Raw genomic sequence first — 24,492 nt, 5'->3', positions numbered from 1 at the left:
GCGCACGCAGCGGCAAGTAACGGGCCTTATAAGGACCCAATCCTTAGGCGATGATATCAGGGTTCAAGCGATCCTCGAGCCGGGCGATCAGATCTTTGAGCGACAGCTTCTTTTTCTTAAGGCGCGACAGCGTCAGCACATCACCGGGGTGACGTTCTTGTAGAGCAGCGATTGCAAGATCCAGATCCCGATGCTCGCCGCGCAGGACGGCGATTTCGATGGTCAGGATCTCTGCCTCGCTCATGCGGGAAGAGGAATTCATGGTGGTCTTTCAATCTGTGCGCGGATCGCCGTCCGTGCCGGGTTGCTGTAATCCTATCGCTTTTCGACAAAAACGCCTAGAGGTTTCAGTCCCGTAAACGCAAGCGAAGACCGTGACTTGCGACAGGACGCAAAGGTTCCCATATTGGATGTAGCGGTTGCCAAACGCGGGACCGCTTTGCAGATGTCGCTTAAAGGTAAGGACGTGCCGCATGACGAAACTGGCTTTGGGAACACATCCGTTCCTGCTGGGGTTTGAGCAGCTTGAACGCTTGGTGGAACGCACCGCCAAGACGGGTAACGACGGCTACCCCCCGTATAACATCGAACAGACCTCTGAGCGGTCGTATCGCATTACGCTGGCGGTTGCTGGCTTTGCCGAGGATGACCTGGCCATCACGGTCGAGGATTCAACGCTGGTCGTGCGCGGCCGCCAAAGTGAAGAGAACGGCGAGCGGGTATTCCTGCATCGCGGCATCGCGGGTCGGCAATTTCAACGCTCTTTTGTGTTGGCAGAGGGGGTCGAGGTCGGTGCCGCAACCATTGAAAATGGTCTGCTGCACATTGATCTGAACCGAAGCGAACCTGACCGCGTTATACAAACAATACAGATCCGGAAAGGATAAGCCATGTTCACGAAAAACGATCTGCAATCTTTGGGTCAAAATATCGTCTATCTGAAGCCCGTACTGACGGCCGATCTGCCCGATGACGTGCGCGCGCAGGCGGGTGATCTGAAGACACTGTTCGCGGTGCATAACACCATGGGCGAACAGGTTGCGCTGGTGGCCAGTCAGGGCATTGCAACCCATCTGGCAGACGAACATGACATGCAGCTGGTCACGCTGCACTAACCCGTTCGGCTGCTGCCTTTGCGCCCTTAGGGTCATCTGGCAAGATGCTTAGCCCGCAGGGCGCGACATAGAAAAAGGCCGGACGCGAGGGTCCGGCCTTTTGTATTTTAAAAATCGCGTACGATTAGCCGGTGATCAGGCCCATCGATTCCAGCTTTAGGATGACCTGATGCGCGCAGTTGTCGACTTCGGTGGACTCAGTCTCGATCCGCATTTCAGGGGTCTCTGGAACGTCGTAGGGGTCAGAAATACCGGTGAATTCCTTGATCTTGCCTTCGCGGGCCAGCTTGTACAGGCCCTTGCGGTCCCGGCGTTCACATTCCTCGATGGACGTGGCGACGTGGACTTCGATAAAGGCACCGAAAGCTTCGATATCTTCACGCACAGCGCGGCGGGTGGTCGCATAGGGCGCGATGGGCGCACAGATCGCGATGCCGCCGTTTTTGGTGATTTCCGACGCGACATAGCCGATGCGGCGAATGTTCAGGTCGCGGTGCTCTTTGGAGAAGCCGAGTTCAGACGACAGGTTCTTACGAACGATATCACCATCAAGCAGCGTGACCGGACGGCCGCCCATTTCCATCAGCTTGACCATCAACGCGTTCGCGATGGTGGATTTGCCCGAGCCAGAGAAGCCGGTGAAGAACACCGTAAAGCCCTGCTTGTTGCGGGCTGGACGGGTGCGGCGCAGCTCTGACACGACCTGCGGGAAAGAGAACCACTCGGGGATTTCCAGACCTTCGGCCAGACGACGACGCAGTTCGGTGCCCGAGATATCCAACACGGTGCCACCTTCGGGGACTTCGTCCGCAGGATAGTATTGCGCCTTTTCCTGCACATAGACCATGTGCTTGAAGTCGACCATTTCCAGGCCGATCTCTTCTTCATGCTTTTTGAACAGCTCCTGCGCATCGTAGGGGCCGTAGAAATCCTTACCGGCAGAGTTTTTGCCGGGGCCAGCGTGGTCACGGCCAACGATGAAGTGGGTGCAACCGTGGTTGGCGCGGATCAGGCCGTGCCAGACAGCTTCGCGTGGGCCAGCCATACGCATGGCCAAGTTCAGCAACGACATGGTCGTCGTGGACTGGGGGTACTGGTCTAGGACCGCCTCGTAGCAGCGCACGCGGGTAAAGTGGTCCACGTCACCCGGCTTGGTCATGCCGACAACAGGGTGGATCAGCAGGTTAGCTTGCGCTTCTTTTGCGGCGCGGAACGTCAGTTCCTGATGCGCGCGGTGCAGCGGATTGCGGGTCTGGAAGGCGACGACCTTGCGCCAACCCAGCTTGCGGAACAGGGCGCGCAGCTCGTTCGGGGTGTCGCGCTTGGACCGGAAGTCATAGTGCACAGGCTGCTGGATCCCGGTGACCGGGCCGCCCAGATAGACCGCGCCAGCGGTGTTGTGCAGATAGTTCACAGCAGGGTGCGCAGAATCGTCAGCGCCAAAGACCTTCTCGGCCTCCAGCGACTTGTTCGGCACCCATTTGTCGGTGACGGTCATGGTCGCAAGGATCACGCCCTCTTGGTCGCGCAGGGCAATATCCGTGCCCAGCTCGATCGTATCGGCGAACTTTTGCGATACGTCCAAGTTGATCGGCATTGGCCACAGCTTGCCATCGGCAAGGCGCATGTCGGACACGACGGAATCGTAATCGGCTTCGGGCAGGAAGCCCTTAAGCGGATAGAAACCACCGTTCATCAGCAGCTCTAGGTCGCAAATCTGACGAGATGTCAGGTCGTGACTAATCAGCTCGCCTGCCTCTTGCTTCAGCTTTTGCGCACTGTCGGGAGAGACAAAGAGTTCGGGGATCGGCGAGAGATTCTGAGGCATGGGCAGACCTGTAAAAATGTCGTTTCAATTAAGTAGCGTCCGAAACATGGAATCGTGGCAGTATCAAGACCTGCACGAAGATTCGAAATAACTCGGGGCGCAATGGATCAATATTGCCCCGATTACGGGAACATTATTCCGAAAAACGCGCCAATAGCAGAACGGCGCGGCGCGGCGTCAAGCTGGCCCACCACCCTTTGGCGGGGGCCAGTTGCGGATGTTATTCGGCGGGTTCTTCCGCGCCGTAGCCTAGGGGCAGCGTCACATCCTCGCGTTCCGCTTCACCGTGTTCCGCCAAGAATCGCTCTGCGTCCAATGCGGCCATGCAGCCCATCCCGGCCGAGGTGACAGCCTGGCGGTAGATATGATCGGTCAAATCGCCGGCCGCAAAGACACCGGGAATTGCGGTGCGGGTCGTGCCGGGCTCTACTTTGACGTAGCCGCCGTTGTGCGTTTCCAGCTGATCCTTCACCAATTCCGACGCCGGGGCATGGCCGATCGCGATGAACAGACCCTTTGCAGGAATTTCAGTGATCTCTCCGGTCTCGACGTGTTTGACGCGCACGGCCTCGACGCCCAGCGGATTGGTGGTGCCGACGACTTCTTCGACCGCATGGTGCCACAACGTGACGATCTTAGGGTTCTTGAGCAGGCGGTCCTGCAAGATTTTTTCCGCGCGCAGCGTATCGCGGCGGTGGACCAGCGTGACCTTGGACGCGAAGTTCGTCAGAAATAGTGCCTCTTCGACGGCGGTGTTGCCGCCGCCGACGACGACGATTTCCTGACCGCGATAAAAGAAGCCGTCACAGGTGGCGCAGGCGCTGACGCCAAAGCCCTTGAACTTTTCCTCGGACGGCAGGCCCAGCCATTTGGCGCGCGCGCCAGTCGCCAGAATAACCGCATCCGCCGTGACAACCGCGCCGCTGTCGCAGGTCGCCGTAAAGGGACGCTTGGACAGATCGAGCGAGGTCACGATGTCATGCACGATGTTCGTGCCCATGGCGCGGGCGTGTGCCTCCATCCGAACCATCAGGTCGGGACCCTGCACTTCGGTATCGCCGGGCCAGTTTTCAACCTCGGTTGTGGTGGTCAACTGGCCGCCCGGCTCGATCCCTTGGATCAGCATGGGTTCCAGCATCGCGCGGCTGGCATAGACGCCGGCGGTATATCCGGCGGGGCCGGAGCCTACGATCAAGACCTTGGTATGTGTGTTGCGATCCGTCATGGGATGCCTCCTGATGGCTTTGGTGTGGATATAGGCGCGCGGCGGCACCGTGAAAACCCACTGCGCGTTGTCAGTTGTTGCGCAAGTTTGTTATATTATTGCGCCCACCGCAGCGACCGCGTATGAATTGCAAAATTCGCAAGAGGACCGAAGATTATGCCAGGCGCCAAACTCGACGAGATTGATCGTATGATTCTTGCCGAGCTGCAAGCCGACGGACGCATGACCAACGTTGAATTGGCCAAGCGCGTCGGCATCAGCGCCCCGCCCTGCCTGCGCCGCGTTCGCACGCTGGAAGAGCAAGGTTACATCCGCGGCTATCACGCCGACATCGACCCGCGCGAGCTGGGCTTTGAAGTGCAGGTTTTCGCAATGGTCGGGCTGGTCAGTCAGGCAGAGGCGGACCTGAGCGCCTTTGAGGGCCGCTGCAAAGGCTGGCCGCTGGTGCGCGAGTGTCACATGCTAAACGGCGAGGTGGACTTCATCCTCAAATGCGTCGCGCCTGACCTGCGGTCTTTCCAGCGGTTCCTGACCGAAGAGCTGACCAGCGCGCCCAATGTGGCCAGCGTTAAGACGTCTTTGGTCATCCGGGGCGCCAAGGATGAACCCGGCGTCCCCTTTGAGGTGCTTGAAGCGCGGCTGGCGAAAGACGCTTAAGCCGCCTCGGTGCCCAGCACCCATTCGCGGGCCTCGGCGTATTTATCGGAGTCAAAGTAGTTAACCTTGGCCGCCAATACGCGCTTGCCGATCAGCTCTGCCGCGTGCTGCCAGTGCGACGCGCCAACGATGGCGATACGCTTGGCTTGCCCGGCGTGGGCCATGACCGTGCGCAGATGCGCTGCCATTGCGGCTGGACCCTGCCAGCCATCAAACCCGCGCACGTCCAGCAAGAGGCGGAACTCTTCGCCCTGCGTGACATGGGCAGCCAAAGCCTCGTTCGCGCGGGTGTAGGCGTCTGCATCGACCTCGCCCAGCAGGCATAACTCCATCGTGCCGGGGGCAAGCTCTTGTGCGTGGATCGTGCCAAGGGATTCGCGCAACCACAGGCGCGCTGCATCGATATCGACGTGGGCAAAGACCTGCACGGGACATGGCATCAGCGGCGCAAAAGCGCGCACACCAACACGGGCGAATCCCAGATCGGTGACAACGGCTAGACGGTCAAACCCGCGCCAATGCGCCAGCCCCAACTTGGTATCTTCCCAGACGGCACCGGCGTCCATCCCGCTCAAATCATTGTCGATGATGACAAGCACACGCAGCGTGTCTGACGTCGAAAATGCCTGCTCTAAGGCAGGCGACGACAGCGTGTCCTCGTAATCTGCTTGCGTCAGGTGGCCGGACACGCGGCATTCCAACTGTCCGGGCGTGGCGACGGTGTTGATTGTGATCATCTGTCTGCTCCCATGCATCATGCAGGCGGGGCCGCACGGCCCAGCCTTGCACGATGACTATGGGACACAGCCCCGCCGCCCGCCTTGATCTGCGTCAAGCGGCGCTGAACAGGTCCAGATCGCGCAGGGCGATGCGAGGGTGCAGCAATGGGCCAAAGTCAGACAGCGTCGATTTATGCGGGAACAGCGCCATCAGCGTCGCCGCCGTTTCGCCGCGCAGGTTCAGCTGATGCGGCAGGCCAGGATGCAGGGTTTCGACCTCTATCCCGTTGACGCTGACGGCGGCATGGTCGGAAAAGCCCAGCTGATAGGCGTGCACCGGCGCGATTGGTTGCAGCGCGATCACACTGCAATGATCAACGAAGTCACGCGCGGGGACGAAGGCAACCTCGTCCCCGGTAAGACGCTGGGTGCCGGGGGCGCGGTGGGCGATGCGGGCGGTTGGCCCCAGCACCAAATCCTGTGCCGGGCGGGACAGGCCCATCGCCTCTGACGTGATGCGGACCATGGTGCCGATTTCAGGACGCATTTGCGTGCTACGCGGCACGATCTGCATCTGGCCGCGCCATTGCAAGGTCTGCATGCCATGGCTAACTGTCAAGATGCGGTCGCCGGGCCATAGATCCTCGACTGCGCGCGGTCCGGAATCAGTTTGCAGGATTGCGCCGCGACCAAGCGCGCCAAAACAGTCTTCGAACACAGGACTAGCCGGCGCAAGGCGTTGAAATTCATGGGTTTCTAAGGAAGTCGTCAGGTGGGCAACCTCGTACCGACGCATGAGAGGCATCACGCGTCTAGGTTGCCCATCTGGACTAGCGATCCGGTCTGAGGACACCGGATTAGTATAGCGATCCGCCGCGAGGCCTGCGGCGGCAGTAGGAGTCTTTAGAGTCATGTGCACTACCTTGCGGTTTGTCACATCATCTGCCGGCCCCACCGACAACATCTGAGGAGATCGTTGCTGTTGTCCTAATTGTGTCAAAAAAGGGGTGGGGCTGTCAAAGTGTTTTCTCAAACGCCCTTAATTAACTACTAATCAGTTAATTAAACGTGTGATTGTCCACGATCGCAGATCAGTGACGCCACAATCTGGGCCATTCATGCCCTATTTTGGGCCGAATCAACGGCCCCTCGGCCCTGCGATCCTGCCAGACCAGCAACCGACGGCAGCAGGTGAAGCCCATCACAGTCAAATTTGAAGTGATCACATCATGACATCGGTCAGCGGCGGACCGCAGCGCTGCCGGAAACATGAAAAACCCGCGCAGCCAGAGGGGTGAACCGCGCGGGATCGTCGGACCGCAGGCAGGGAAAACCCAGCGGCCGGGGAATGGGTCAGTTTTAGCTGGCCAGGCTGATGCCAGCGGGTATCGGCGGCAGGGTCACTTTGACCTTGCGCTCTTCAGTGTCCAGTCGCCGGGAAATCATTGCTTGGCGGCGCAATCCACGCTCCCAAGGCATCTTGGTGGTGCAGGCCTCGGCCTCGGAAATCATGTTGGTCATCCAGCGCTTTTGCATTGTCATGGGGTGGTCCTCTGAGTGTTTGTGTGGCTGCAGGTACTGCAGCTGATAGAACCACTGTCACCCCGGGCTGCGGCACAAATTGGGCCATTCACGCGGTTTCTAAATAAAATCGCAGCGCTAATCCCGGCGAATAGGGCCGCATTGTTGCGCAGGCGGAAACCTCAAGCTTTTAACAGGATTGTGCGCGGTAGCAGCGCCAATCACCTTGTAAAAGCGCGCATTGTTGCGCAGATCAAGGCGGGATCTGGGCCGCCGCCCGCCGCATTTGCGCCCGATTACAGCGAAATCGCTGCGATCAGGCGGCCATAGTCCGGATCTTTGGCATGCACACTGCGACGATAGGAAAAGAATCGCGCAGGATCAGCATAGGTGCAGTGCCGCGTCCATTCGGCCTGCCCCACGCCCGCACCGCGCAAACGGTAAAGGCCGTAAGCGGGCAGATCGAAATGCAGGCGATCCCCCTGCCCCGCGACAAAGAAACGCTCTGCGCTCGCGTCCAGCGCCATAAAGCGGTCGCGGAATTCTGGCCCGACCTCGTAAGCGCGCTGGCTGATGGTCGGCCCGATAACCGCGCGAATATCAGCGGCGCGCGCGCCCAGTGCTTCCATCGCCTTGACGGTCGCACCGATGACGCCGTCCAGCGCGCCTTGCCAGCCTGCGTGGCAGGCCCCGATGACACCCGCCACCGGGTCGGCAAACAGGATCGGCTGGCAATCGGCGGTCAGCACCGACAGGGCAACGCCCGGCGTGGCCGTGACCAGACCATCGGCCTTGGGTTTGTTCACCGGTGCGGCGGTCACAGCGACGACATCGGCGGAATGCACCTGATGCACCCCCGCCAGCCCGTCATGCGCAACACCCATCGCGTCCGCAACGCGGCCCCGGTTGATCGCGACAATGTCCGACTGATCGCTACTGCCAAAACCGCAGTTCAAGCCCGAGAATACACCCGAAGATGCCCCGCCAACTCGGGTAAAGAACCCGTGGCGCACAGGGTCCAGCAAGGGTGCAGTAATGATATCCAGTGTCATGCGGTCAGTCCCGGTGGTGGGGTAGCGCCATCGGGATAAATCCCGATCACCTTAAAATGGTCGCCCATATCGGCAGGGTGGGTCAAGCGGCGATGTGCGGCGACATGCGCGTCCAGCGCCGGGCCGGACAGCCCAGCCGCCAGCGCTTGCGCACGTTGCGTAATCCCAAGGCGCTCCAGGAACACGCCCTGCGGCGTCAGGCGGGTATGCTTGGCTGGCGCAGCTGCGGCGGCCAGCGCGGCAAAATCGACATGCGCCGTCAGATCCGCCTGTCCGGGGTTCGCCAGCGGGTCGGTCACGCGGTGCGCCTGCACCGCCTGAAAGGTATCGCCAAGCGACGTCCAGTCGCCATAGTCGATCATCAGCGCCGCCCCGCCATGCGCGGCGATAAGCGCGCTGATGGCTGCGGTAATAGGCGCCAATGCGGGGCAAACCTCGACCAGATCACCGTCTTTGGTATCCGCAATCCGGTGCGCCAACGCCGCCAGCGGCGCGGGGTCAGTCACGCCAAAGGCCAGCTGATCACCTTGCAGCCCGACAACGACTTCGCGCCACCCTGCCCCGTCGCGGCGGAACTGACGGATCGGCAGCGCGTCATAGAACTCGTTCGCGACGAACAGCAGCGGCTGCTGCGGCAGTTGGTCCACGTGATCCAGCCAGATCGCCCCCGGCACGCGCTCTGCCTGCGCAGCACGCAAGGTTGCAGAAGCCTCGATCAAATGCACCTGCGCCGCGTCAAGGAACCCCGGCACACCGCGCGTGGCGCGCAGAATATCCGCCATCAGCGTACCGCGCCCCGGCCCCGCCTCGGCCAGCGTAAAGGGGGCGGGCGATCCCTGATCCAGCCAGGTCTGCGCCAGACACAGGCCAATCATTTCCCCAAACATCTGACTAATCTCGGGCGAGGTGATGAAATCGCCCCCAGCGCCGAAAGGATCGCGGGTCGCATAATACCCATGCGCCGGATCCAGCAGGCAGGCGGCCATGTAATCGGCCAGCGTCATCGGCCCGCTTTGCGCTATCCGCGCGCGTAGCTGCGCAGCAAGGCTCACCGCCGGCGCGACAGCACAATCAGGCTGACCCCAAATAAGAACATCGGCAGCGACAGGCATTGCCCCATCGTCAGGCCCCAATCGCCGAAATCAAGCGCCCAGCCCAGCGGGTTATCCGTGCCGCGAAACTGCGCATCCGGCTGGCGCACGAATTCCAGCATGAACCGCACGAGCGCATAGCCCGCACAAAAGACGCCCGTCGTCAGCCAAGGGAACTTCAACGCGCCCCGCCGGTAGACGAGGAAAAGCAGCAGCGCGCCCAGCACCAGACCTTCAAGCGCGGATTCATACAACTGGCTTGGGTGCCGTGCACAGAGGCCGACGACCCCGACGCAATCCTGCGCTGCCGCAGATGGGAATACGACACCCCACGGCAGATCGGTTGGCCGGCCCCACAGCTCGTCGTTGATAAAATTCGCAATCCGCACCAACAAAATGGCAGGCGTCGCGGCCAGCGCCGTCACATCGGCCATCGACCCAAGCGCCACACCGTTACGGCGGGCAAAGACGATGACCGCCAGAACGACCCCTAAAAAGCCGCCATGAAACGACATGCCGCCGGTCCAGATCGCCGGAATTTCCAGTGGATGCGCCAGGTAATATCCCGGCTGATAGAACAGACAGTAGCCCAGCCGTCCGCCCACAATCACACCGATGACGATATAGGTCAGGTAATCCTCTAGCCGCGCCGGCGCGATTGGCGGCTCGCCCCGCCACAGCGCGGGCCGTTTAAGGGCCCCGGCAATCATACGGTACCCGATCGCGATCCCCACGATATAGGACACCGCATACCAGCGCAGCGCAAAGGTCGCGCCAAATAGCGTGACCGAGAAAATCTCGGGCGAGATATCGGGAAAGGGAATGGCAGCCAACATGGGGCTATTCCTGTGGTGCAGCATCGGCGAAGTCAACCGCCCGCTTGCAGCCCAGCCATCACAACACCATATAGGAAGGGAAACGGGGCTGTGCCCCGCAACCGGATGGAGAAACCCGATGCAACCCAAGGGCAAGATTTTCGACGACCTCAGCAGCCTGATGACCAACGCCATGGGCGTCGCCCAAGGGGCAAAGGATGAGGCGAACAACGCCATGAAATCCATGATGGACCGCTGGCTGGCGGACCGCGATCTTGTCACCCGCGAAGAATTCGACGCTGTGCGCACAATGGCGCAAAAAGCGCGCGAAGAAAACGCGGCCCTGTCCGCGCGCATTGCTGCCCTCGAAGCCAAGCAAGGCTGAATATAAAACGCTGCAAAAGGCCGCGCCACCCGCGCATGGCCTTTTGTGCAGACCCGCACGCCCCCATTCACCTTGCCGGAAAAACTCCCGCCGGAGGCATCAGCTTTTCAACGAAAACCTGATATTATTCGTCGCCAAAGATCACCCCGGTCAGGCTGAGCCCGCGATCAAAGCTACCGCTTTGCAAGAACGCTAGCACCTGCGCCATGACCAGCGGATTGTTCATCATAAAGGTATGCGTCACGGGCAGCACGATGTGGTCCTGCATGCCTGCCAACTGCGTGCTTTCGACGCTGACCTTGCCGTCATCACCGCCGTCAATGACCGCCGAATAGACAGGGTTCAAACTGCGCGATCCTGCGATAATGCCCAGCTCATATCCCTCTGCCCCCGGCAGTTCATTCGGAAAGCTGTCTGGATCGGTACCAAGCTGCAGCCCTGCCGGACCATTAATCCATTTGAACGGCTCCCACGTCCCAAAAACGTCGACCAAATCGGACCCCTCGTTTGGGGGGGCCAGCATGACGACACGGCCTAGGTTTTCCGGGTGGTGATTGGCCAAATAAGCGCGGATCAAGATGCCGCCCATCGAATGCGTCACCACATTCACACGCCGATCGCCGCAGGCAGCGATATCCTGCCCCACGTTCTCGGCGACTAATTTCTGGATGGGGTCTTCGGTCGACGGATAGCCGCGATTTACGACGAAATAGCCTTTCCCTTCCAGATAAAGCTGCATCGGGGTCAGGCTGATTTCACTGCGCGCAAGCCCATGCAGCAGCACAACGCATTCGCGCGATTGCGCAACGACGGGTCCGCCGCGCGCGCAGGCCGTCAACAACACAAGCATCATCAAGGTGATATAATTCATCCGCCCTAGATAGCACCGCTGCGGCAAAGTCCTAGTCCAGCGCTTGCACAAACTTGCGCCGCAGGTCAGGTTGCCGCTATGTCACGCCCGCCCCGCACCGCTGTCCGCGCCGTTATTCTGCATCAGGATCGCCTGTTGCTGGTCAACGCCTATGCCGGGCGGACCGACCTGTGGTGCGCGCCCGGCGGCGGAGTCGAGGCCCACGCCAGCCTACACGATAACCTGATCCGAGAAGTGTTCGAGGAAACCGGCCTGACGATTTGCGTCGGCACCCCATGCCTTGTGAACGAATTCCACGACGTAGAGCGTGATTTCCACCAGATCGACATCTACTTTCATGCCAACATCACGCAGGGCACCCTAGACCCCGATTGGGCCGATCCTGAAGGGATCGTCACGCATCGCCGGTGGGTCACAAAGGATCAGGCGCAAGATATGCACGTCAAGCCTGATGCGCTGATCCAAGCGGCTTGGGGCGAAGCAGGTTTGATGCTTTACGACCCGTTAGAGCCGATCATTCGCTAGGCAGACGCGTTTTTCGGAGCAGTCGGGCCTTTACCGAAAGCTGCTGGATAGATCAGCTTTTGCGGCGGGACCTTGCCCCCTGCCCCGGCCAGCAAGGTTTGCGCCACTGGATAGGGCGATGTCAGCGCAGCGGCCGCAGCGGCGACGAACCCCGCCTTGGCATAAAATGCAGGCGCGCCCAGCACAGCGATCACAGTCTGCGTCTGATCCGCCCATGCCGCAAGCTGCGACACCAGCCGCCGCCCATGCCCGCGGCCCTGCCAGCCGGGCGCAATTGCGACAGGCGCAAGGCAAAGCCAGCCCGCCGGGGACTTCATTGCAGATAGCGCATAATAGCCAATGATTTCATCCCCAAGCGGGATCACCTGCTCGCCCCGAATAGCCCCGTCACGGCGCAGCGCGTGGACAAGGGCGACCTCCTCACTGCCGCCAAAGGCCGCCTTGAGCAGCGCATCGATAGCGGGGATATCGCCAGAGCTGGCGGGACGGATAAAGCCGGGAAATTGCATAACGCCACCATGGCGCGCCTTTTGCAATTTGCCCAGCCAAACCTGATCTGTGGTCAGGAATTAAGCTGGCGTTAAAGTTTGCCGCCATAGGATAGGCCACAACGCAAATATGGATGGCCAAGATGTTCGAACAGAAGATCGATGTAGCCACAGCGCAATCAGCGCAATCACTGAACCAACCGGATTTCTTTGCGAATGTCCTCGGCGATCTGGCAGAGCTGTTGGAAACGATCATCGGGCTGCAAGATGCGGAAGGCTTTATCAGTACTGTCGGCAGCCATATCGGGAAAGAAATCTCTGGCCTTTACCCCGTAGACCCCGGCAGCGCCGATCCTGACCAACTTGGGCAGGTTTTGCTTGATCTTAAAACGCGGATCGGGGGCAACTTTGAAGTCGTGTCTGCGGATAGCACCCAAATCATCATGCGCGCCGGGCGCTGTCCCTTTGGCGACAAGGTGACGGGCCGACCATCGCTTTGCATGATGACGACCAACGTCTTTGGCCGCGTGGTCGCTGACCGCAACGGTTATGCCCACGTCACAATCGACAAGTCCATCGCGCGCCACGATAGCCATTGCCATGTGGTCGTCGCGCTGCAGATTGACGAAAATGCCCCGACGTCCGGGTCTGAATTTTTCGCAGACTGACTTATGGAACGTCGCCTGATCGAAACGATGCTGTCCTTCAGCTCTGAACCATGCGTCGTGCTGAACCGGAACCTGCATGTTGTTGCGGGAAACGATCTAGCGCGCAGTTCGTTTGCGCTACAGGCCGGGGATACGTTCTTGGATTGGGTTTTGAATGCCCCGCGTGAAAAGCGCAAGTTGACGGCATGCTTTGGCAGTACAGCGCAGATCAGGTTTGCGATGCAGACTGAAGCGGGCCAAGGACTGACGGCCTGCGGCTGGCGGCTGGGCGGCGCGTTCCAATCCCATGATCTTATCGCGGTAAAGCTGGTGGAAACGCTGCGGATCAAAACGGGGTTCGCAAATATGACAACGGCCCACCGCAGCAATTTGCAAAGGGCGAAACGGCTTCACCTGCAAAAAATACGGTTAGAGCAGGAAAATCAGGTGCTGGCGACACAGGTCGAAACGGACCCGATGACCGGCCTTTTGAATGCCCGCGGCCTGCACCGGATGATGGAGGACGCCATCGCCCAACGAAAGGTCTTTGCGCTTTTCTATATCGACATGAACGGCCTGAAGGTCATCAATGACGCCTTGGGGCACGAGGCAGGCGATCAGGCGATCCAGACGCTCGCGCGAGCCATCAAGGAAAACTCGCGCGATCGCGACGTTGCGGCGCGCATCGGCGGCGACGAATTTGCGTTGCTGGCCCTGCATGTTCATTCGACAAATGTTCTGCGCGATATCGGAGAGGCGATTGCCACCACGCTTGCACAGCATAGCGTCATACTTCCGGGCGAACGGGTCCAGCAGCTATCGGCCGCCATGGGGATCGCCCGCTATCCCGATAACGGGGATACCATACAGGACATTGAAAAGGCCGCCGACCGCGCGATGTACGCAAGCAAGCGCATGGCGCTGACAACTGTGATCGCGGGCGACCCGCGCAACAGGTCGATCGCCGATGCATTGCAATCCAGCATAGTGGGGCGCCCCTGCGGGCCATAGCGCTGCTTTTGCTGCTACCCACGGGAACCCAGCCACTGCGCCGATGTCCAAATGCGGCGCGCAACTGAAGCCTAAGATCGAAAACGGGCCCGCAGTCTGCACTGCGGGCCCGTCTTTTGTAACGTTCAGATCGGTAAAGCGTCTGTTCGGCGATGTGTGGGGGCTTTGGCGTTTGCAAGCAAACCCCGCACCCCCACCGAAATCATTCAGGCCAGATGGCCTAAATGTTTCTTACATCATGCCGCCCATGCCGCCCATTCCGCCCATGCCGCCCATGTCGCCGCCGTTGCCGCTGTCTTTCGACGGACGATCAGCAACCATAGCTTCGGTGGTGATCAGCAGGCCAGCGACCGATGCTGCGTCTTGCAGCGCGGTGCGCACGACTTTTGCAGGGTCGATGACGCCGAACTTGAACATGTCGCCATATTCTTCGGTCTGTGCGTTGAAGCCGAAGGTCGGATCGGTGCTTTCGCGGATCTTGCCAGCAACAACGGAACCGTCAACGCCGGAGTTTTCGGCGATCTGACGCAGCGGTGCTTCCAGCGCCTTGCGGATGATCGAGATGCCGACGTCCTGGTCAGAGTTCGCACCCTTCAGACCGTCAAGCGACTTGCCAGCCTGCACCAGAGCAACACCGCCACCAACGACGACGCCTTCTTGCACAGCAGCGCGAGTTGCGTTCAGGGCGTCGTCGACGCGGTCCTTACGCTCTTTCACTTCGACTTCGGACATGCCGCCGACGCGGATGACAGCAACGCCGCCAGCCAGCTTAGCAACACGCTCTTGCAGCTTCTCTTTGTCGTAATCGGAAGAGGTCTCTTCGATCTGGCCGCGGATCTGGTTGACCCGTGCTTCGATCTCGGCCTTTTCGCCAGCACCGTCGATGATGGTGGTGGTGTCCTTCGTGATCGTCACGCGCTTGGCAGAGCCCAGCATGTCGATGGTCACGTTTTCCAGCTTCATGCCCAGATCTTCAGAGATGACCTGGCCGCCGGTCAGGATCGCGATGTCCTGCAGCATGGCCTTACGACGATCACCAAAGCCCGGTGCCTTCACAGCAGCGATTTTCAGGCCGCCGCGCAGCTTGTTGACGACCAGAGTCGCCAAAGCTTCGCCTTCGACGTCTTCCGAGATGATCAGCAGTGGCTTCTGCGACTGGATCACGGATTCCAGCAGGGGAACCATTGGCTGCAGGGACGACAGTTTCTTCTCGTGCAGCAGGATGATGACGTCATCCAGCTCTGCTGTCATCTTCTCGGTGTTGGTGGTGAAGTAAGGCGACAGGTAGCCGCGGTCGAACTGCATACCTTCAACAACATCGGTCTCAGTCTCGAGGCCTTTGTTCTCTTCGACGGTGATGACACCCTCGTTGCCGACTTTTTGCATCGCGTCAGCGATCTGACGACCGATTTCAGCTTCGCCGTTGGCAGAGATCGTGCCGACCTGTGCAACTTCGTCGCTGTCGTTGACGGGACGTGCAGCTGCCTTGATCGCTTCGACGACTTTGGCAGTTGCCAGGTCGATGCCGCGCTTCAGGTCCATTGGGTTCATGCCAGCGGCGACGGACTTCATGCCTTCGCGGACGATGGCCTGCGCCAGAACGGTTGCAGTCGTCGTGCCGTCACCGGCTTCGTCGTTGGTACGCGACGCGACTTCTTTGACCATCTGTGCGCCCATGTTCTCGAACTTGTCTTCCAGTTCGATCTCTTTGGCGACAGAAACACCGTCCTTCGTGATGCGCGGTGCGCCGAAGGACTTGTCCAGAACAACGTTGCGGCCTTTTGGGCCCAGCGTCACTTTGACGGCGTCTGCAAGGATGTTGACACCCTTAAGCATGCGATTGCGGGCGTCGGTGCCGAATTTGACGTCTTTAGCTGCCATTTTCATGTGCTCCTAAAAATTGTGTAGTGGGTTGGAAAAGCGATGGGCCAAGGCGCAAAAGCGCCAAGGCGTCCGGGCATTACATGATGCCGAGGATGTCGCTTTCCTTCATGATCAGCAGGTCTTCGCCATCAAGCTTGACCTCGGTGCCGGACCACTTGCCGAACAGAACTTTGTCGCCAGCCTTAACGGCCATCTCGATCAGCTCGCCGTTGTCCTTGCGGGCACCGGTGCCGACGGAAACGATTTCGCCTTCAGCAGGCTTTTCCTTAGCGGAATCAGGGATGATCAGACCGCCCTTGGTCTTGTCTTCGCCTTCGATGCGACGGACCAGCACGCGGTCGTGCAGAGGTTTAAATGCCATCTTGTGAACCTTCCTTGAAGCGTTTCAAATTTCGTTAGCACTCACCTAGGTCGAGTGCCAGCGACGGTTAGTTAGGCACCCGCGCGGCACCTGTCAACCGGATTGCACGCGATCCGCCATGCCTTATGGCGGACACCTTAATCCCGCCTTAAGCTTGGGCGGCATCTCGCCACATAAGGACCCGCCATGCGCGCTTTTTTGATCGTCCTCTTGATCGCTATGACCGGTCCGGCCCATGCCTTGTGCAGCGGGCCTGACATTAAGACGCTTTTGACGCAAACCGACCGCGACGCTGTGGCGCAGGCGGTTGCGAACACGCCTTACGGGCAGGGACTTTTCTTTCGCGCCGTCAAAGGCGGCACTCAGATCGACGTGATCGGCACGATGCACCTTTTCGATCCGCGCCTGATTCCCTTGGCCGCCCGCACAGCCCCCATCGTCGCCGCCAGCGACCTGCTGCTGGTCGAGGCGGGGCCGCAGGAAAAGGCCGATCTGACGCAAGCGATGACCACGGACCCGGCGCTGATCTTTATGCCAGACGGCCCCACCCTGCCCGAACGGATGGACGAAGCGACCTGGCAAGCCATCGTGCAGGCCGCCAGCGACCGGGGCATCCCCGCGATTCTTCTTTCCAAGATGCAGCCTTGGTACGTCGCCCTGACGCTTGCTATTCCGCCCTGTGCCATGGCCGATCTTCAATCGGGCAAGGATGGACTGGACGGCTTAATGATGGATCAGGCTGCGGCGGCCGGCGTGCCAGTGCAAGCGCTAGAGCCTTGGGATACCCTGTTTAACATGATGCGCAGCGACCCCATCGACGTCCAGGTCGATCAACTGCGGCTGGCCTTGTCGCCACCTGACCTGCAGGCCGCCATGTTCGCCACCATGCTGGACAGCTACTTTGCCGGACATACCGCAGAGCTTTGGCACGTGTCCCGCGCGGCGACCCACCTGCTTCCGGGCATCGACGCGGCAGAGGCAGAGGCGCTTTTCGATCTGTCGGAACAACAACTTCTGACCGACCGCAACCGAGCATGGATGCCCATGATCACGCAGGCCGCCGCCACCCATGACCATATCACCGTCGCCGTCGGCGCGGCCCACCTGCAAGGGCAAACTGGCCTCATGAACCTGCTGGCGCAGGCCGGTTGGACAATCACGCAGCCTTAGCTGTCGTCCCAATCCGCCAGCCCCTTGCGGCCCGCAGCCGTCAAATCGTAAACGCCGCGCCGCACGCGGGTGAACCAGCCGTAATGGTCATTTGCCATGATTCGCGTCGCATCGGGCACTTCTGCCCAGTCCTTGATCCGCGCGCCGGTGGATTCGCCATGCACCGCCAGAAACCGGGCGCAGGCCACTGCATCCTGCCGGTAACCTGTCACAAGCCCATGCCGCGTCGCGCCCCCCGCATTGGGATCACCCTTGAGCCGCGCAAACTTTTTCTTGATCGCCTTCGCCTTCTTGGGCGATTTGCGCGGCGTGAATGGCGCGGGCTCGGCCATCACCTCGACAAACCCGTCGCGCAAACGCACGGTCATCACGCCCAGCCGCAACCGCCGCGCCAGCCCGACATTGGCCAGCATCGCCTTGCGCTGCCCGCCCGCAGGCACCGCCAGATACACCTGATCTGTCACCGCCTGCCGCGCGATGCCTTGGTGAAACAGCGTCAGCGAAAAGCCAGTCTTTAGCTCAACCACCAGCATCTCTTCGCCCTTCAGGGCGACGACATCAGCCGCGCCCACCTCGCCCTTTACGTCATAGCCCTGCCGGGTCAGATGCGCCTTGATGGCGGGGTAAAGGTCAGCTTCGCGTGGTTTAGTCATTGTATTCCCGACTTGCGTGACAGCACGCGTCATCGCCACTATAAGGCGGCAAAATCATTCATCAGCATAGGCGAAATGACAATGACCACCCTGATCTTCGGCCACAAATCCCCCGACACTGATTCCACCGGGTCCCCCCTGATCTGGGAATGGTTCTTGAAGGACGCAGGCGTCGATGCCAAGGCCGTCCTACTGGGCCAGCCCAACACAGAAGCCGCATTTGTCGCTAAGCGCTGGGGCTTTGCCCTGCCTGAAATCGTCCGCGACGTGACCGACGGCCAAGCCTGCGTCATCGTCGACACCAATAACCCGGCTGAACTGCCGGAAAACATCAACGGCGCCGACGTGCAGGCGATCATCGACCACCACCTGCTGGTCGGCGGCATCAAAACCAAAGGCCCGATCGACATCACGATCCGCCCGCTGGCCTGTACCGCCACCATCATGCACCAACTGATGGGCGACAAAGCGGCCAAAATGCCCGAAGGCATCAAAGGCCTGATGCTGTCCTGCATCCTGTCCGACACACTGGCCTTCCGCTCGCCGACCACGACGCCTGTGGACCAGAAACTTGCCGAAGACCTCGCCGCCGATCTGGGCATCGACATCGCATCCTACGCGGATGAAATGTTCGCCGCCAAATCCGATGTCAGCGCCTTCTCTGACGCCGATCTGCTGCGCATGGACTCCAAAGAGTACGAGATCGAAGGCACAAAATTCCGCGTCTCCGTGCTGGAAACCACCTCGCCCGCCGTCGTGCTTGACCGCAAGGATGCGCTGGTCGCTGCCATGCCCGCCGTCGCAGCCGAAGACGGCGTCGATCAGGTCCTGCTCTTCGTCGTCGACATCATCCGTGAAGAAGCCACGATGCTGCTGCCCAACGATCTGACCAAGCAGGTCGCCAAGGCGTCCTTTGATGCCGACACCGCAGGCGACACCGTCGTTCTGCCCGGCGTGATGAGCCGCAAAAAGCAGATCATTCCAAACCTGAAGAAGTAAACCAAAGCGGGCGTGGCGGCTTCGCGTCATCATCTTGCCCGAAATACTCCCGCCGGAGGCTCCGACACTGGCCTCCGGCATCACCCCCCCATGAAGGCCACGCCATGACCCAGATCGTCCACAGCTTCCTCGACATCGCCAGCGAATACGACGCAGCTTTCGTCGATCTTTGGGGCTGCATGCACAACGGCGTCACGGCCTTCCCGGACGCGGTCAAGGCGATGCAGGATTATCGCAAAGCGGGCGGCCGCGTGATCCTTGTCACCAACGCCCCGCGCCCCTGGACCTCTGTCCAGAAACAGATCCAAGGCATGGGTATTCCTGACGACAGCTGGGACGCCATCGCGACCTCTGGCGACAGCGCCCGCGCCGCTATGTTCGAAGGTGCCGTTGGCCAAAAGGTCTGGTTCATGGGCGAAGACCACGATCAGAGCTTTTTCAAACCGATGGATATGCTCGCCAACCCGGTTGAAATCACGCAGGTTCCGCTGGACGAGGCTGACGGCATCGTTTGCTGCGGCCCTGCCGACCCTCACGCCGATCCGTCCGTCTATCGCCCACAATTTCTGGCGGCCAAGCAGCGCGGGCTAAAGCTGCTTTGCGCGAATCCCGATATCGTCGTTGATCGCGGCGAAAGCCGGGAATGGTGCGCTGGCGCTCTGGCGAAACTTTACACTGAAATGGGCGGCGAAAGCCTGTATTTCGGCAAACCGCATCCGCCGATCTATGACCTTGCCCGCCGCCGGCTGTCGCAGCTCGATGGCGGCGCGGATCTGACGCGGATCATTTGCATCGGCGACGGCATCCACACCGATATCCTTGGCGGGCAGCAAGAAGACCTTGATTCGCTGTTCATCACCGGCGGTCTGGCCGCCGCGGAAACGCAGACGACCGACATGCACCCCGCCGGTCCGGCGCTTGAATCCTATCTTGCCACACAGCAGGTCAACCCGACATATGCCATCGGCTTTCTGCGCTAACCGCCCCCCATTCGACCAAGGGCGCAGTTGACATTTCGCACCTGCAGCGTAATTTAGTTACAAATGATCCGCTTTATTGGGTCGTTTGTAACTTTAAGGATTGCGCCATGCTCGACAATTCCCCCCGCGGTACCATCGTGATTGAAAACCTCGAAGTCGGCATGATGCGGTCCCTGCGCAAGGTCGTCACCGACGAGGATATCGAGATGTTCGCGCAGGTCAGCACCGACCGGAATCCCGTCCACCTTGACGATGCCTATGCCCAAGACACCATCTTTGAGGGTCGCATCGCCCACGGCATGCTGACAGCAGGGCTTGTCTCTGCCGTGATCGGGGAACAGCTGCCGGGTCATGGCACGGTTTATTTGGGCCAATCCCTGCGCTTTTTGGCCCCCGTGCGCCCCGGCGACATGGTCACAGCAGAGGTAGAAGTCACCGCAATCGACTACACCAAGCGCAAGGTGACACTGGACACCCGCTGCCTCGTGGACGGCAAAAAAGTCCTCGCAGGGGAAGCCGTCGTGTTGGCACCGTCGGGCAAGTTCGACTGAAGCCAGCCCCTGCCCTGCGCGCACCTTGCGCCGGGTGCCGCACCGCGCTACGCAATCGCTATGCGCATCATTCGTGACACACTCTATCTTGATCCCTCCGACCGCGGTGCCGCCGCCGCCATTGGCAATTTTGACGGCGTTCATCTGGGCCATCGCGCCGTGATCGACGCAGCCCGGGGTGCCGCGACGCAACTTGGCGCGCCGCTTGGCCTGATGACGTTCGAGCCGCATCCACGCCAGCTGTTCGCCGCCGACGCCCCGCCCTTTCGCCTGATGAACGCCGAGGCGCGCGCGAACGAGCTGGCCAAGCAAGGCGTCGAAAAGCTGTACGAGGTGCCGTTCAATGCCGCCCTTGTCGCGCTTAGCCCCCGCGAATTTGCGCAAACAGTGATCCATGACCGCCTTGGCCTAGCCCATGTCGTGATCGGGGCTGACTTCTGCTTTGGCAAAGACCGCGCTGGCAATGCTGCTGACCTGCAACGCTACGGCGCTGAAATGGGTTTTGGCGTCACCGTCGCCCCTATGGTCGCGCTCGAAGGCGGGCGCGTCAGCTCTACCGCGATCCGCACGGCCTTGTCCGATGGCAAGCCGCGCGACGCTGCCGCCATGCTGGGTCATTGGCACCGCATCGTGGGCGAAGTCATTCGCGGCGACCAGCGTGGCCGTGAATTGGGCTATCCCACCGCGAACATGTCCATCGAAGGTCTGCACCCGCCAAAATTCGGCGTCTATGCCGTGCGCGTCGATATCGCCAAAGGCCCCCACGCGGGCCGCTATGACGGGGCCGCCAGTATCGGCGTACGCCCGATGTTCAACGGCGAAGTCCCCAATTGTGAGACGTTTATCTTTGATTTCAAAGGCGACCTTTACGGCCAGCACATCAGCGTCGCCCTTGTCGATTACCTGCGGCCAGAGCTGAAGTTTGACGGCCTGCCGGCCCTGATCGACCAGATGGACGCCGACTGCACCAAGGCAAGAGAGATCCTATCCCATGTCTGACGCCATTGACCGCAGCGGGTTGCGCCCGAAGTTCTGGAAAACCATCCCCATGGCCAAGCTGTCGCGCCCCGAATGGGAAGCGCTGTGCGATGGCTGCGGCAAATGCTGCCTGAACAAGCTAGAGGACGAAGACACCGGCGAAGTCGCCCTGACCCGTGTCGCCTGCCGCCTACTCGACAACGAATCCTGCCTCTGCGCCCGCTATGAAGTGCGGCACAAATTTGTACCTGAATGTATCGTGCTGACGCCAAAGACCATCGCGGACAACATGTATTGGCTGCCGCAGACTTGCGCCTATCGCCTCGTGGCGGAAGGGCGCGATCTATATCCTTGGCATCCGCTGCTGTCGGGTGATCCGGACAGCCCCCACACCGCTGGCGTTACCATGCGCGGGCAGACCCTGTCGGAAGTCGACGTGAACGACGACGAATGGGAAGACAACATCATCGAGGAGCCGACCTAGATGTTCTTTACCTCTGACAACGCGGGCCCGGCCCACCCCTCTGTGATGCAGGCGCTGATGGACGCCAACACCGGTTATGCCAGCGGCTACGGCAGCGACGATGGCATGACCCGCGTGCGCGCCATGATCCAAGAGATTTTTGAGGCGCCAGAAGCTGCCGTGCATCTGGTCGCCACCGGCACCGCCGCAAACGCGCTAACCCTCGCCACGTTATCGAACCCGTGGGACACGATCTTTTGCAGCCCCATGGCACATATCCAGGAAGATGAATGCAACGCGCCCGAGTTTTATACCGGTGGCACCAAGCTGACCTTGGTGCCCGCGACAGATGCCAAGATGACCCCGGACGCCCTGCGCGCGTCGATCTTGGGCGAGGAAACTCGCGGTGTGCACGGCCCCCAGCGCGGACCGGTCTCTATCACGCAGGCCACTGAAAAGGGGACGGTTTATTCCGTTGCTGAATTGCAGGCCCTGACCGCCGTTGCGCATGAATTTGGCCTAAAGACCCACCTTGACGGTGCCCGCTTCACCAATGCGCTGGTGTCTTTGGGCTGTTCGCCAGCGGAAATGACGTGGAAAGCTGGCATCGACGCCGTCAGCTTTGGCGGCACCAAAAACGGCCTGCTGGGTGTCGAGGCTTGCATCTTTTTCGACCCCGCTGCGTCGTGGGAATTCGAGCTGCGGCGCAAGCGTGGCGCGCATCTGTTTTCCAAGCACCGCTACCTGTCCGCCCAGATGGAAGCTTATCTGACGGACGATCTGTGGCTCACGCTTGCGGCTAAGGCCAACGCCGCCTGCGCCCGCTTGATCGCGGGCCTAAAGACCGCGAAAGACGTTGAAATCCAGTATCAGTCGCAATCGAACCTGGTGTTCTTTGACGCCCCCCGTGGGCTGCATCAGCGCATGCTGGCCGCAGGCGCGCACTACTACGTCACCTCTGGCGACCCAGACAGCGGCCCGGCGGACGAGGTCCTGACCGGGCGGCTGGTGTGTGACTGGTCATGCGATCACGCGGCGATTGACCAGTTCATCACGCTTCTGACGCAATAATCTGCGCGACCTGCGCCACATGGGACATCGGCACCATGTGGCCCGCGCCCGGCACGACGTGATCCCGCGCTTGTGGCACGGCCGCGCAAATCCCGGCATGAATGGCCGGGATGATCGGCGCTGAAAATTCGCCGCGGATCAAGGTGATTGGCATCCGCAGCTGCGACAGCCGTCCAGCGGCATTGTGGATATCATTCTGTATCGACGGCGTTCCCGCCATGATCAGGGGCATCCGCCGCGCAAACCCGGCCCGCGTGTGGTCCGGCATCGCATCCCACGCACCACCGCCCCAGTCGCCGTGAAACAGCCGTGCGGCCTCTTCCAGATCACCAGCATTGTAGGCCGCATAGATCGGCGTGAATCGCGCGACATGGTCCGCCTGCGCCGCCGCATCCGTTGCCAAGGCGAAATAGACAGGCTCGATCAAGGTCAGCCGCGCGACAGCCTCTGGGTGATCCAGCGCCATGCGCAGCGCGACCGTCGCCCCGAACGAATGGCCGATGACATGCATCGGCCCCTCGCACAGGTCCAGCGCGGCGGCGGCGTTCGCACTCTGGTAATCCCCCTGCCCGTCCCAATCAGCAGACTTGCCATGGCCCAGCAAGTCGATCAGCACAGACCCGGCCGGCAGCGTTTGCGCCAGCGGCAACAGCGCCTCTGACCGGGCCAAGGTGCAGTGCAGCAGCAGATTTGCAGGCGGCGCGCCAAGGCGCAGCACTTTCACATCGCGCCCGCCCCGCGTTTCAATGCTCATCAGATGCGCCCGGCAAGATGGGCATCCAGATCGACCAGACGATCCTCGCCCCAGAACCGCTCGTCGCCATCGGTGATGAAGAACGGCGCGCCGAACACGCCAAGGCGCACGGCGTCTTCGGTGTTGCGGTGATACGCCTCAGCGCCCGCCAGCAGCCCTTTGTCGGCCAGCGCGGCGTCAAAGCCGGCGGCGGTCAGGCAGTCGCGGATCACGTCGTCATCTGCGATATTGCGATCCTCAAGCCAGCACGCGCGGGTGATCCCGGCGACCAATGCGCCCAAATCGCCGCCACCTGCGGCCTGCGCTGCGATAATCGCGTAAGAGCTGGGCGCGGGGTTGGTTGGGAAAAACGCAGGCTTTTCGGTCATCTTTAATCCGGTCATCCCTGCGCGGCGGCGCATGTCTTGCAAACGATAGGCCTGCCGATTGGGGTGGCGTTCCGCAGGGGGCTGACCGCCGGTGCGGGAAAAGACGTTCATCAAATCGATCGGACGATAGGTGATCGTCGCCCCATGCGCCTTTGCGATGTCCGCCGGACGGACGCCGCAAAGGTAAGTATAGGGGCTAATCGTTGCGAAGTAGTAATCGATATGGGCCATTTTCGTCAGCCTTTCCTGCGAGAGTGTTTTCGGGACCGTAGTGGTGTGCTAGGCGGTGTCAACGCGGGCGATTCCGCGA

30 protein-coding genes are annotated in these 24,492 nt (G+C 60.7%); 14 read left to right on the top strand and 16 right to left on the bottom strand.

Going from position 1 to position 24,492, the window contains the following annotated elements; genetic code table 11:
* Window positions 1-43: 43 nt before the first annotated feature.
* On the bottom strand, window positions 44-262 hold the full coding sequence (locus KBW81_RS01840) for a YdcH family protein (protein WP_090190463.1): 219 nt from the start codon (window positions 260-262) through the stop codon (window positions 44-46).
* Between the two features lie 211 nt (window positions 263-473).
* Here KBW81_RS01840 and KBW81_RS01835 point away from each other — a divergent pair, with 211 nt between their 5' ends.
* Together KBW81_RS01835 and KBW81_RS01830 are read left to right on the top strand one after the other, a co-directional pair.
* Window positions 474-887: an Hsp20 family protein gene (locus KBW81_RS01835; RefSeq protein ID WP_090190461.1), complete on the top strand. Its 414-nt coding sequence runs from the start codon at window positions 474-476 to the stop codon at window positions 885-887.
* A 3-nt stretch (window positions 888-890) separates the two neighbouring features.
* Window positions 891-1,115, top strand: coding sequence for a DUF1150 family protein (locus KBW81_RS01830; RefSeq protein ID WP_090190460.1), 225 nt, complete (start codon window positions 891-893; stop codon window positions 1,113-1,115).
* Between the two features lie 124 nt (window positions 1,116-1,239).
* Here KBW81_RS01830 and KBW81_RS01825 read toward each other — a convergent pair whose 3' ends face one another.
* Window positions 1,240-2,943, bottom strand: coding sequence for a bifunctional sulfate adenylyltransferase/adenylylsulfate kinase (locus tag KBW81_RS01825; protein ID WP_090190458.1), 1,704 nt, complete (start codon window positions 2,941-2,943; stop codon window positions 1,240-1,242).
* Window positions 2,944-3,163: 220 nt separating this feature from the next.
* Window positions 3,164-4,168, bottom strand: a complete 1,005-nt coding sequence (gene trxB, locus KBW81_RS01820; RefSeq protein WP_254248110.1) for a thioredoxin-disulfide reductase — start codon at window positions 4,166-4,168, stop codon at window positions 3,164-3,166.
* Window positions 4,169-4,324: 156 nt separating this feature from the next.
* Between trxB and KBW81_RS01815 the strand changes: the two genes are divergently transcribed.
* Window positions 4,325-4,825, top strand: a complete 501-nt coding sequence (locus KBW81_RS01815) for an Lrp/AsnC family transcriptional regulator (RefSeq protein WP_090190455.1) — start codon at window positions 4,325-4,327, stop codon at window positions 4,823-4,825.
* Here the strand turns inward: KBW81_RS01815 and KBW81_RS01810 are convergent.
* The 6 genes from KBW81_RS01810 to lgt all read right to left on the bottom strand — a co-directional run bounded on the left by KBW81_RS01810 (window position 4,822) and on the right by lgt (window position 10,044).
* A complete protein-coding gene (locus KBW81_RS01810) occupies window positions 4,822-5,562 on the bottom strand; it encodes a SpoIIAA family protein (protein WP_254248109.1) in 741 nt (246 codons plus the stop codon). The genes KBW81_RS01815 and KBW81_RS01810 overlap by 4 nt on opposite strands.
* 94 nt (window positions 5,563-5,656) lie before the next feature.
* Window positions 5,657-6,457, bottom strand: a complete 801-nt coding sequence (locus KBW81_RS01805) for a Hint domain-containing protein (protein ID WP_254248108.1) — start codon at window positions 6,455-6,457, stop codon at window positions 5,657-5,659.
* Window positions 6,458-6,903: 446 nt separating this feature from the next.
* Window positions 6,904-7,086 carry a hypothetical protein gene (locus KBW81_RS01800; protein ID WP_254248107.1) on the bottom strand — a complete coding sequence of 61 codons (183 nt, stop codon included), beginning with the start codon at window positions 7,084-7,086 and terminating at the stop codon, window positions 6,904-6,906.
* 275 nt (window positions 7,087-7,361) lie between these two features.
* Complete coding sequence (gene pgeF, locus KBW81_RS01795) at window positions 7,362-8,117, bottom strand: peptidoglycan editing factor PgeF (protein WP_254248106.1); 756 nt, start codon at window positions 8,115-8,117, stop codon at window positions 7,362-7,364.
* Complete coding sequence (locus tag KBW81_RS01790) at window positions 8,114-9,121, bottom strand: class I SAM-dependent methyltransferase (protein ID WP_254248105.1); 1,008 nt, start codon at window positions 9,119-9,121, stop codon at window positions 8,114-8,116. Before KBW81_RS01790 ends, pgeF begins: the two co-directional genes overlap by 4 nt.
* Window positions 9,122-9,165: 44 nt before the next feature.
* Window positions 9,166-10,044, bottom strand: a complete 879-nt coding sequence (gene lgt, locus KBW81_RS01785) for a prolipoprotein diacylglyceryl transferase (RefSeq protein ID WP_254248104.1) — start codon at window positions 10,042-10,044, stop codon at window positions 9,166-9,168.
* Window positions 10,045-10,162: 118 nt separating this feature from the next.
* Here lgt and KBW81_RS01780 point away from each other — a divergent pair, with 118 nt between their 5' ends.
* A complete protein-coding gene (locus KBW81_RS01780) occupies window positions 10,163-10,408 on the top strand; it encodes an accessory factor UbiK family protein (protein ID WP_090190445.1) in 246 nt (81 codons plus the stop codon).
* Between the two features lie 124 nt (window positions 10,409-10,532).
* Here the strand turns inward: KBW81_RS01780 and KBW81_RS01775 are convergent, their stop codons facing one another.
* Complete coding sequence (locus tag KBW81_RS01775; RefSeq protein ID WP_254248103.1) at window positions 10,533-11,279, bottom strand: alpha/beta fold hydrolase; 747 nt, start codon at window positions 11,277-11,279, stop codon at window positions 10,533-10,535.
* Window positions 11,280-11,357: 78 nt separating this feature from the next.
* Here KBW81_RS01775 and KBW81_RS01770 point away from each other — a divergent pair, with 78 nt between their 5' ends.
* A complete protein-coding gene (locus tag KBW81_RS01770) occupies window positions 11,358-11,804 on the top strand; it encodes an NUDIX domain-containing protein (protein WP_254248102.1) in 447 nt (148 codons plus the stop codon).
* On the opposite strand, the gene KBW81_RS01765 is transcribed toward KBW81_RS01770, so the two are convergent.
* Window positions 11,801-12,313, bottom strand: coding sequence for a GNAT family N-acetyltransferase (locus KBW81_RS01765; RefSeq protein ID WP_254248101.1), 513 nt, complete (start codon window positions 12,311-12,313; stop codon window positions 11,801-11,803). The two genes, KBW81_RS01770 and KBW81_RS01765, sit on opposite strands and share 4 nt — an antisense overlap.
* A 122-nt stretch (window positions 12,314-12,435) precedes the next feature.
* Here KBW81_RS01765 and KBW81_RS01760 point away from each other — a divergent pair, with 122 nt between their 5' ends.
* A complete protein-coding gene (locus KBW81_RS01760) occupies window positions 12,436-12,960 on the top strand; it encodes a methanogen output domain 1-containing protein (protein ID WP_254248100.1) in 525 nt (174 codons plus the stop codon).
* A gap of 3 nt (window positions 12,961-12,963) precedes the next feature.
* Complete coding sequence (locus tag KBW81_RS01755) at window positions 12,964-13,950, top strand: GGDEF domain-containing protein (RefSeq protein WP_254248099.1); 987 nt, start codon at window positions 12,964-12,966, stop codon at window positions 13,948-13,950.
* 231 nt (window positions 13,951-14,181) lie between these two features.
* Here KBW81_RS01755 and groL read toward each other — a convergent pair whose 3' ends face one another.
* Together groL and groES are read right to left on the bottom strand one after the other, a co-directional pair.
* On the bottom strand, window positions 14,182-15,831 hold the full coding sequence (gene groL, locus KBW81_RS01750; protein ID WP_090189725.1) for a chaperonin GroEL: 1,650 nt from the start codon (window positions 15,829-15,831) through the stop codon (window positions 14,182-14,184).
* Between the two features lie 79 nt (window positions 15,832-15,910).
* Window positions 15,911-16,195, bottom strand: coding sequence for a co-chaperone GroES (gene groES, locus KBW81_RS01745; protein WP_090189426.1), 285 nt, complete (start codon window positions 16,193-16,195; stop codon window positions 15,911-15,913).
* A gap of 186 nt (window positions 16,196-16,381) precedes the next feature.
* Here groES and KBW81_RS01740 point away from each other — a divergent pair, with 186 nt between their 5' ends.
* Window positions 16,382-17,365 (top strand): TraB/GumN family protein, encoded by a 984-nt coding sequence (locus KBW81_RS01740; RefSeq protein WP_090189429.1) that lies wholly within the window; start codon window positions 16,382-16,384, stop codon window positions 17,363-17,365.
* On the opposite strand, the gene KBW81_RS01735 is transcribed toward KBW81_RS01740, so the two are convergent.
* Window positions 17,362-18,018 carry a DUF2161 domain-containing phosphodiesterase gene (locus tag KBW81_RS01735; protein ID WP_090189728.1) on the bottom strand — a complete coding sequence of 219 codons (657 nt, stop codon included), beginning with the start codon at window positions 18,016-18,018 and terminating at the stop codon, window positions 17,362-17,364. The genes KBW81_RS01740 and KBW81_RS01735 overlap by 4 nt on opposite strands.
* Window positions 18,019-18,099: 81 nt before the next feature.
* Between KBW81_RS01735 and KBW81_RS01730 the strand changes: the two genes are divergently transcribed.
* The 6 genes from KBW81_RS01730 to KBW81_RS01705 all read left to right on the top strand — a co-directional run bounded on the left by KBW81_RS01730 (window position 18,100) and on the right by KBW81_RS01705 (window position 23,060).
* Window positions 18,100-19,017 (top strand): manganese-dependent inorganic pyrophosphatase, encoded by a 918-nt coding sequence (locus KBW81_RS01730; protein ID WP_254248098.1) that lies wholly within the window; start codon window positions 18,100-18,102, stop codon window positions 19,015-19,017.
* A 104-nt stretch (window positions 19,018-19,121) separates the two neighbouring features.
* Window positions 19,122-19,997, top strand: coding sequence for a TIGR01459 family HAD-type hydrolase (locus KBW81_RS01725; protein WP_090189431.1), 876 nt, complete (start codon window positions 19,122-19,124; stop codon window positions 19,995-19,997).
* Between the two features lie 107 nt (window positions 19,998-20,104).
* Window positions 20,105-20,548 carry a MaoC family dehydratase gene (locus KBW81_RS01720; protein WP_254248097.1) on the top strand — a complete coding sequence of 148 codons (444 nt, stop codon included), beginning with the start codon at window positions 20,105-20,107 and terminating at the stop codon, window positions 20,546-20,548.
* A 60-nt stretch (window positions 20,549-20,608) separates the two neighbouring features.
* Window positions 20,609-21,547, top strand: a complete 939-nt coding sequence (locus KBW81_RS01715; RefSeq protein WP_254248096.1) for a bifunctional riboflavin kinase/FAD synthetase — start codon at window positions 20,609-20,611, stop codon at window positions 21,545-21,547.
* Complete coding sequence (locus KBW81_RS01710; protein WP_090189436.1) at window positions 21,540-22,010, top strand: YcgN family cysteine cluster protein; 471 nt, start codon at window positions 21,540-21,542, stop codon at window positions 22,008-22,010. The genes KBW81_RS01715 and KBW81_RS01710 overlap by 8 nt, the downstream gene beginning before the upstream one ends.
* Window positions 22,011-23,060: a threonine aldolase family protein gene (locus tag KBW81_RS01705; RefSeq protein WP_254248095.1), complete on the top strand. Its 1,050-nt coding sequence runs from the start codon at window positions 22,011-22,013 to the stop codon at window positions 23,058-23,060.
* Here KBW81_RS01705 and KBW81_RS01700 read toward each other — a convergent pair.
* Together KBW81_RS01700 and KBW81_RS01695 are read right to left on the bottom strand one after the other, a co-directional pair.
* Window positions 23,041-23,814 (bottom strand): alpha/beta fold hydrolase, encoded by a 774-nt coding sequence (locus tag KBW81_RS01700; RefSeq protein WP_254248094.1) that lies wholly within the window; start codon window positions 23,812-23,814, stop codon window positions 23,041-23,043. The genes KBW81_RS01705 and KBW81_RS01700 overlap by 20 nt on opposite strands.
* Window positions 23,814-24,413: a 2-hydroxychromene-2-carboxylate isomerase gene (locus KBW81_RS01695; protein ID WP_254248093.1), complete on the bottom strand. Its 600-nt coding sequence runs from the start codon at window positions 24,411-24,413 to the stop codon at window positions 23,814-23,816. Before KBW81_RS01695 ends, KBW81_RS01700 begins: the two co-directional genes overlap by 1 nt.
* Between the last annotated feature and the right edge of the window lie 79 nt (window positions 24,414-24,492).

The organism is Loktanella salsilacus (genome assembly GCF_024206795.1).
Taxonomy (GTDB): Bacteria; Pseudomonadota; Alphaproteobacteria; order Rhodobacterales; family Rhodobacteraceae; genus Loktanella; species Loktanella salsilacus.
This window is presented reverse-complemented; position numbering and strand designations above follow the sequence as displayed.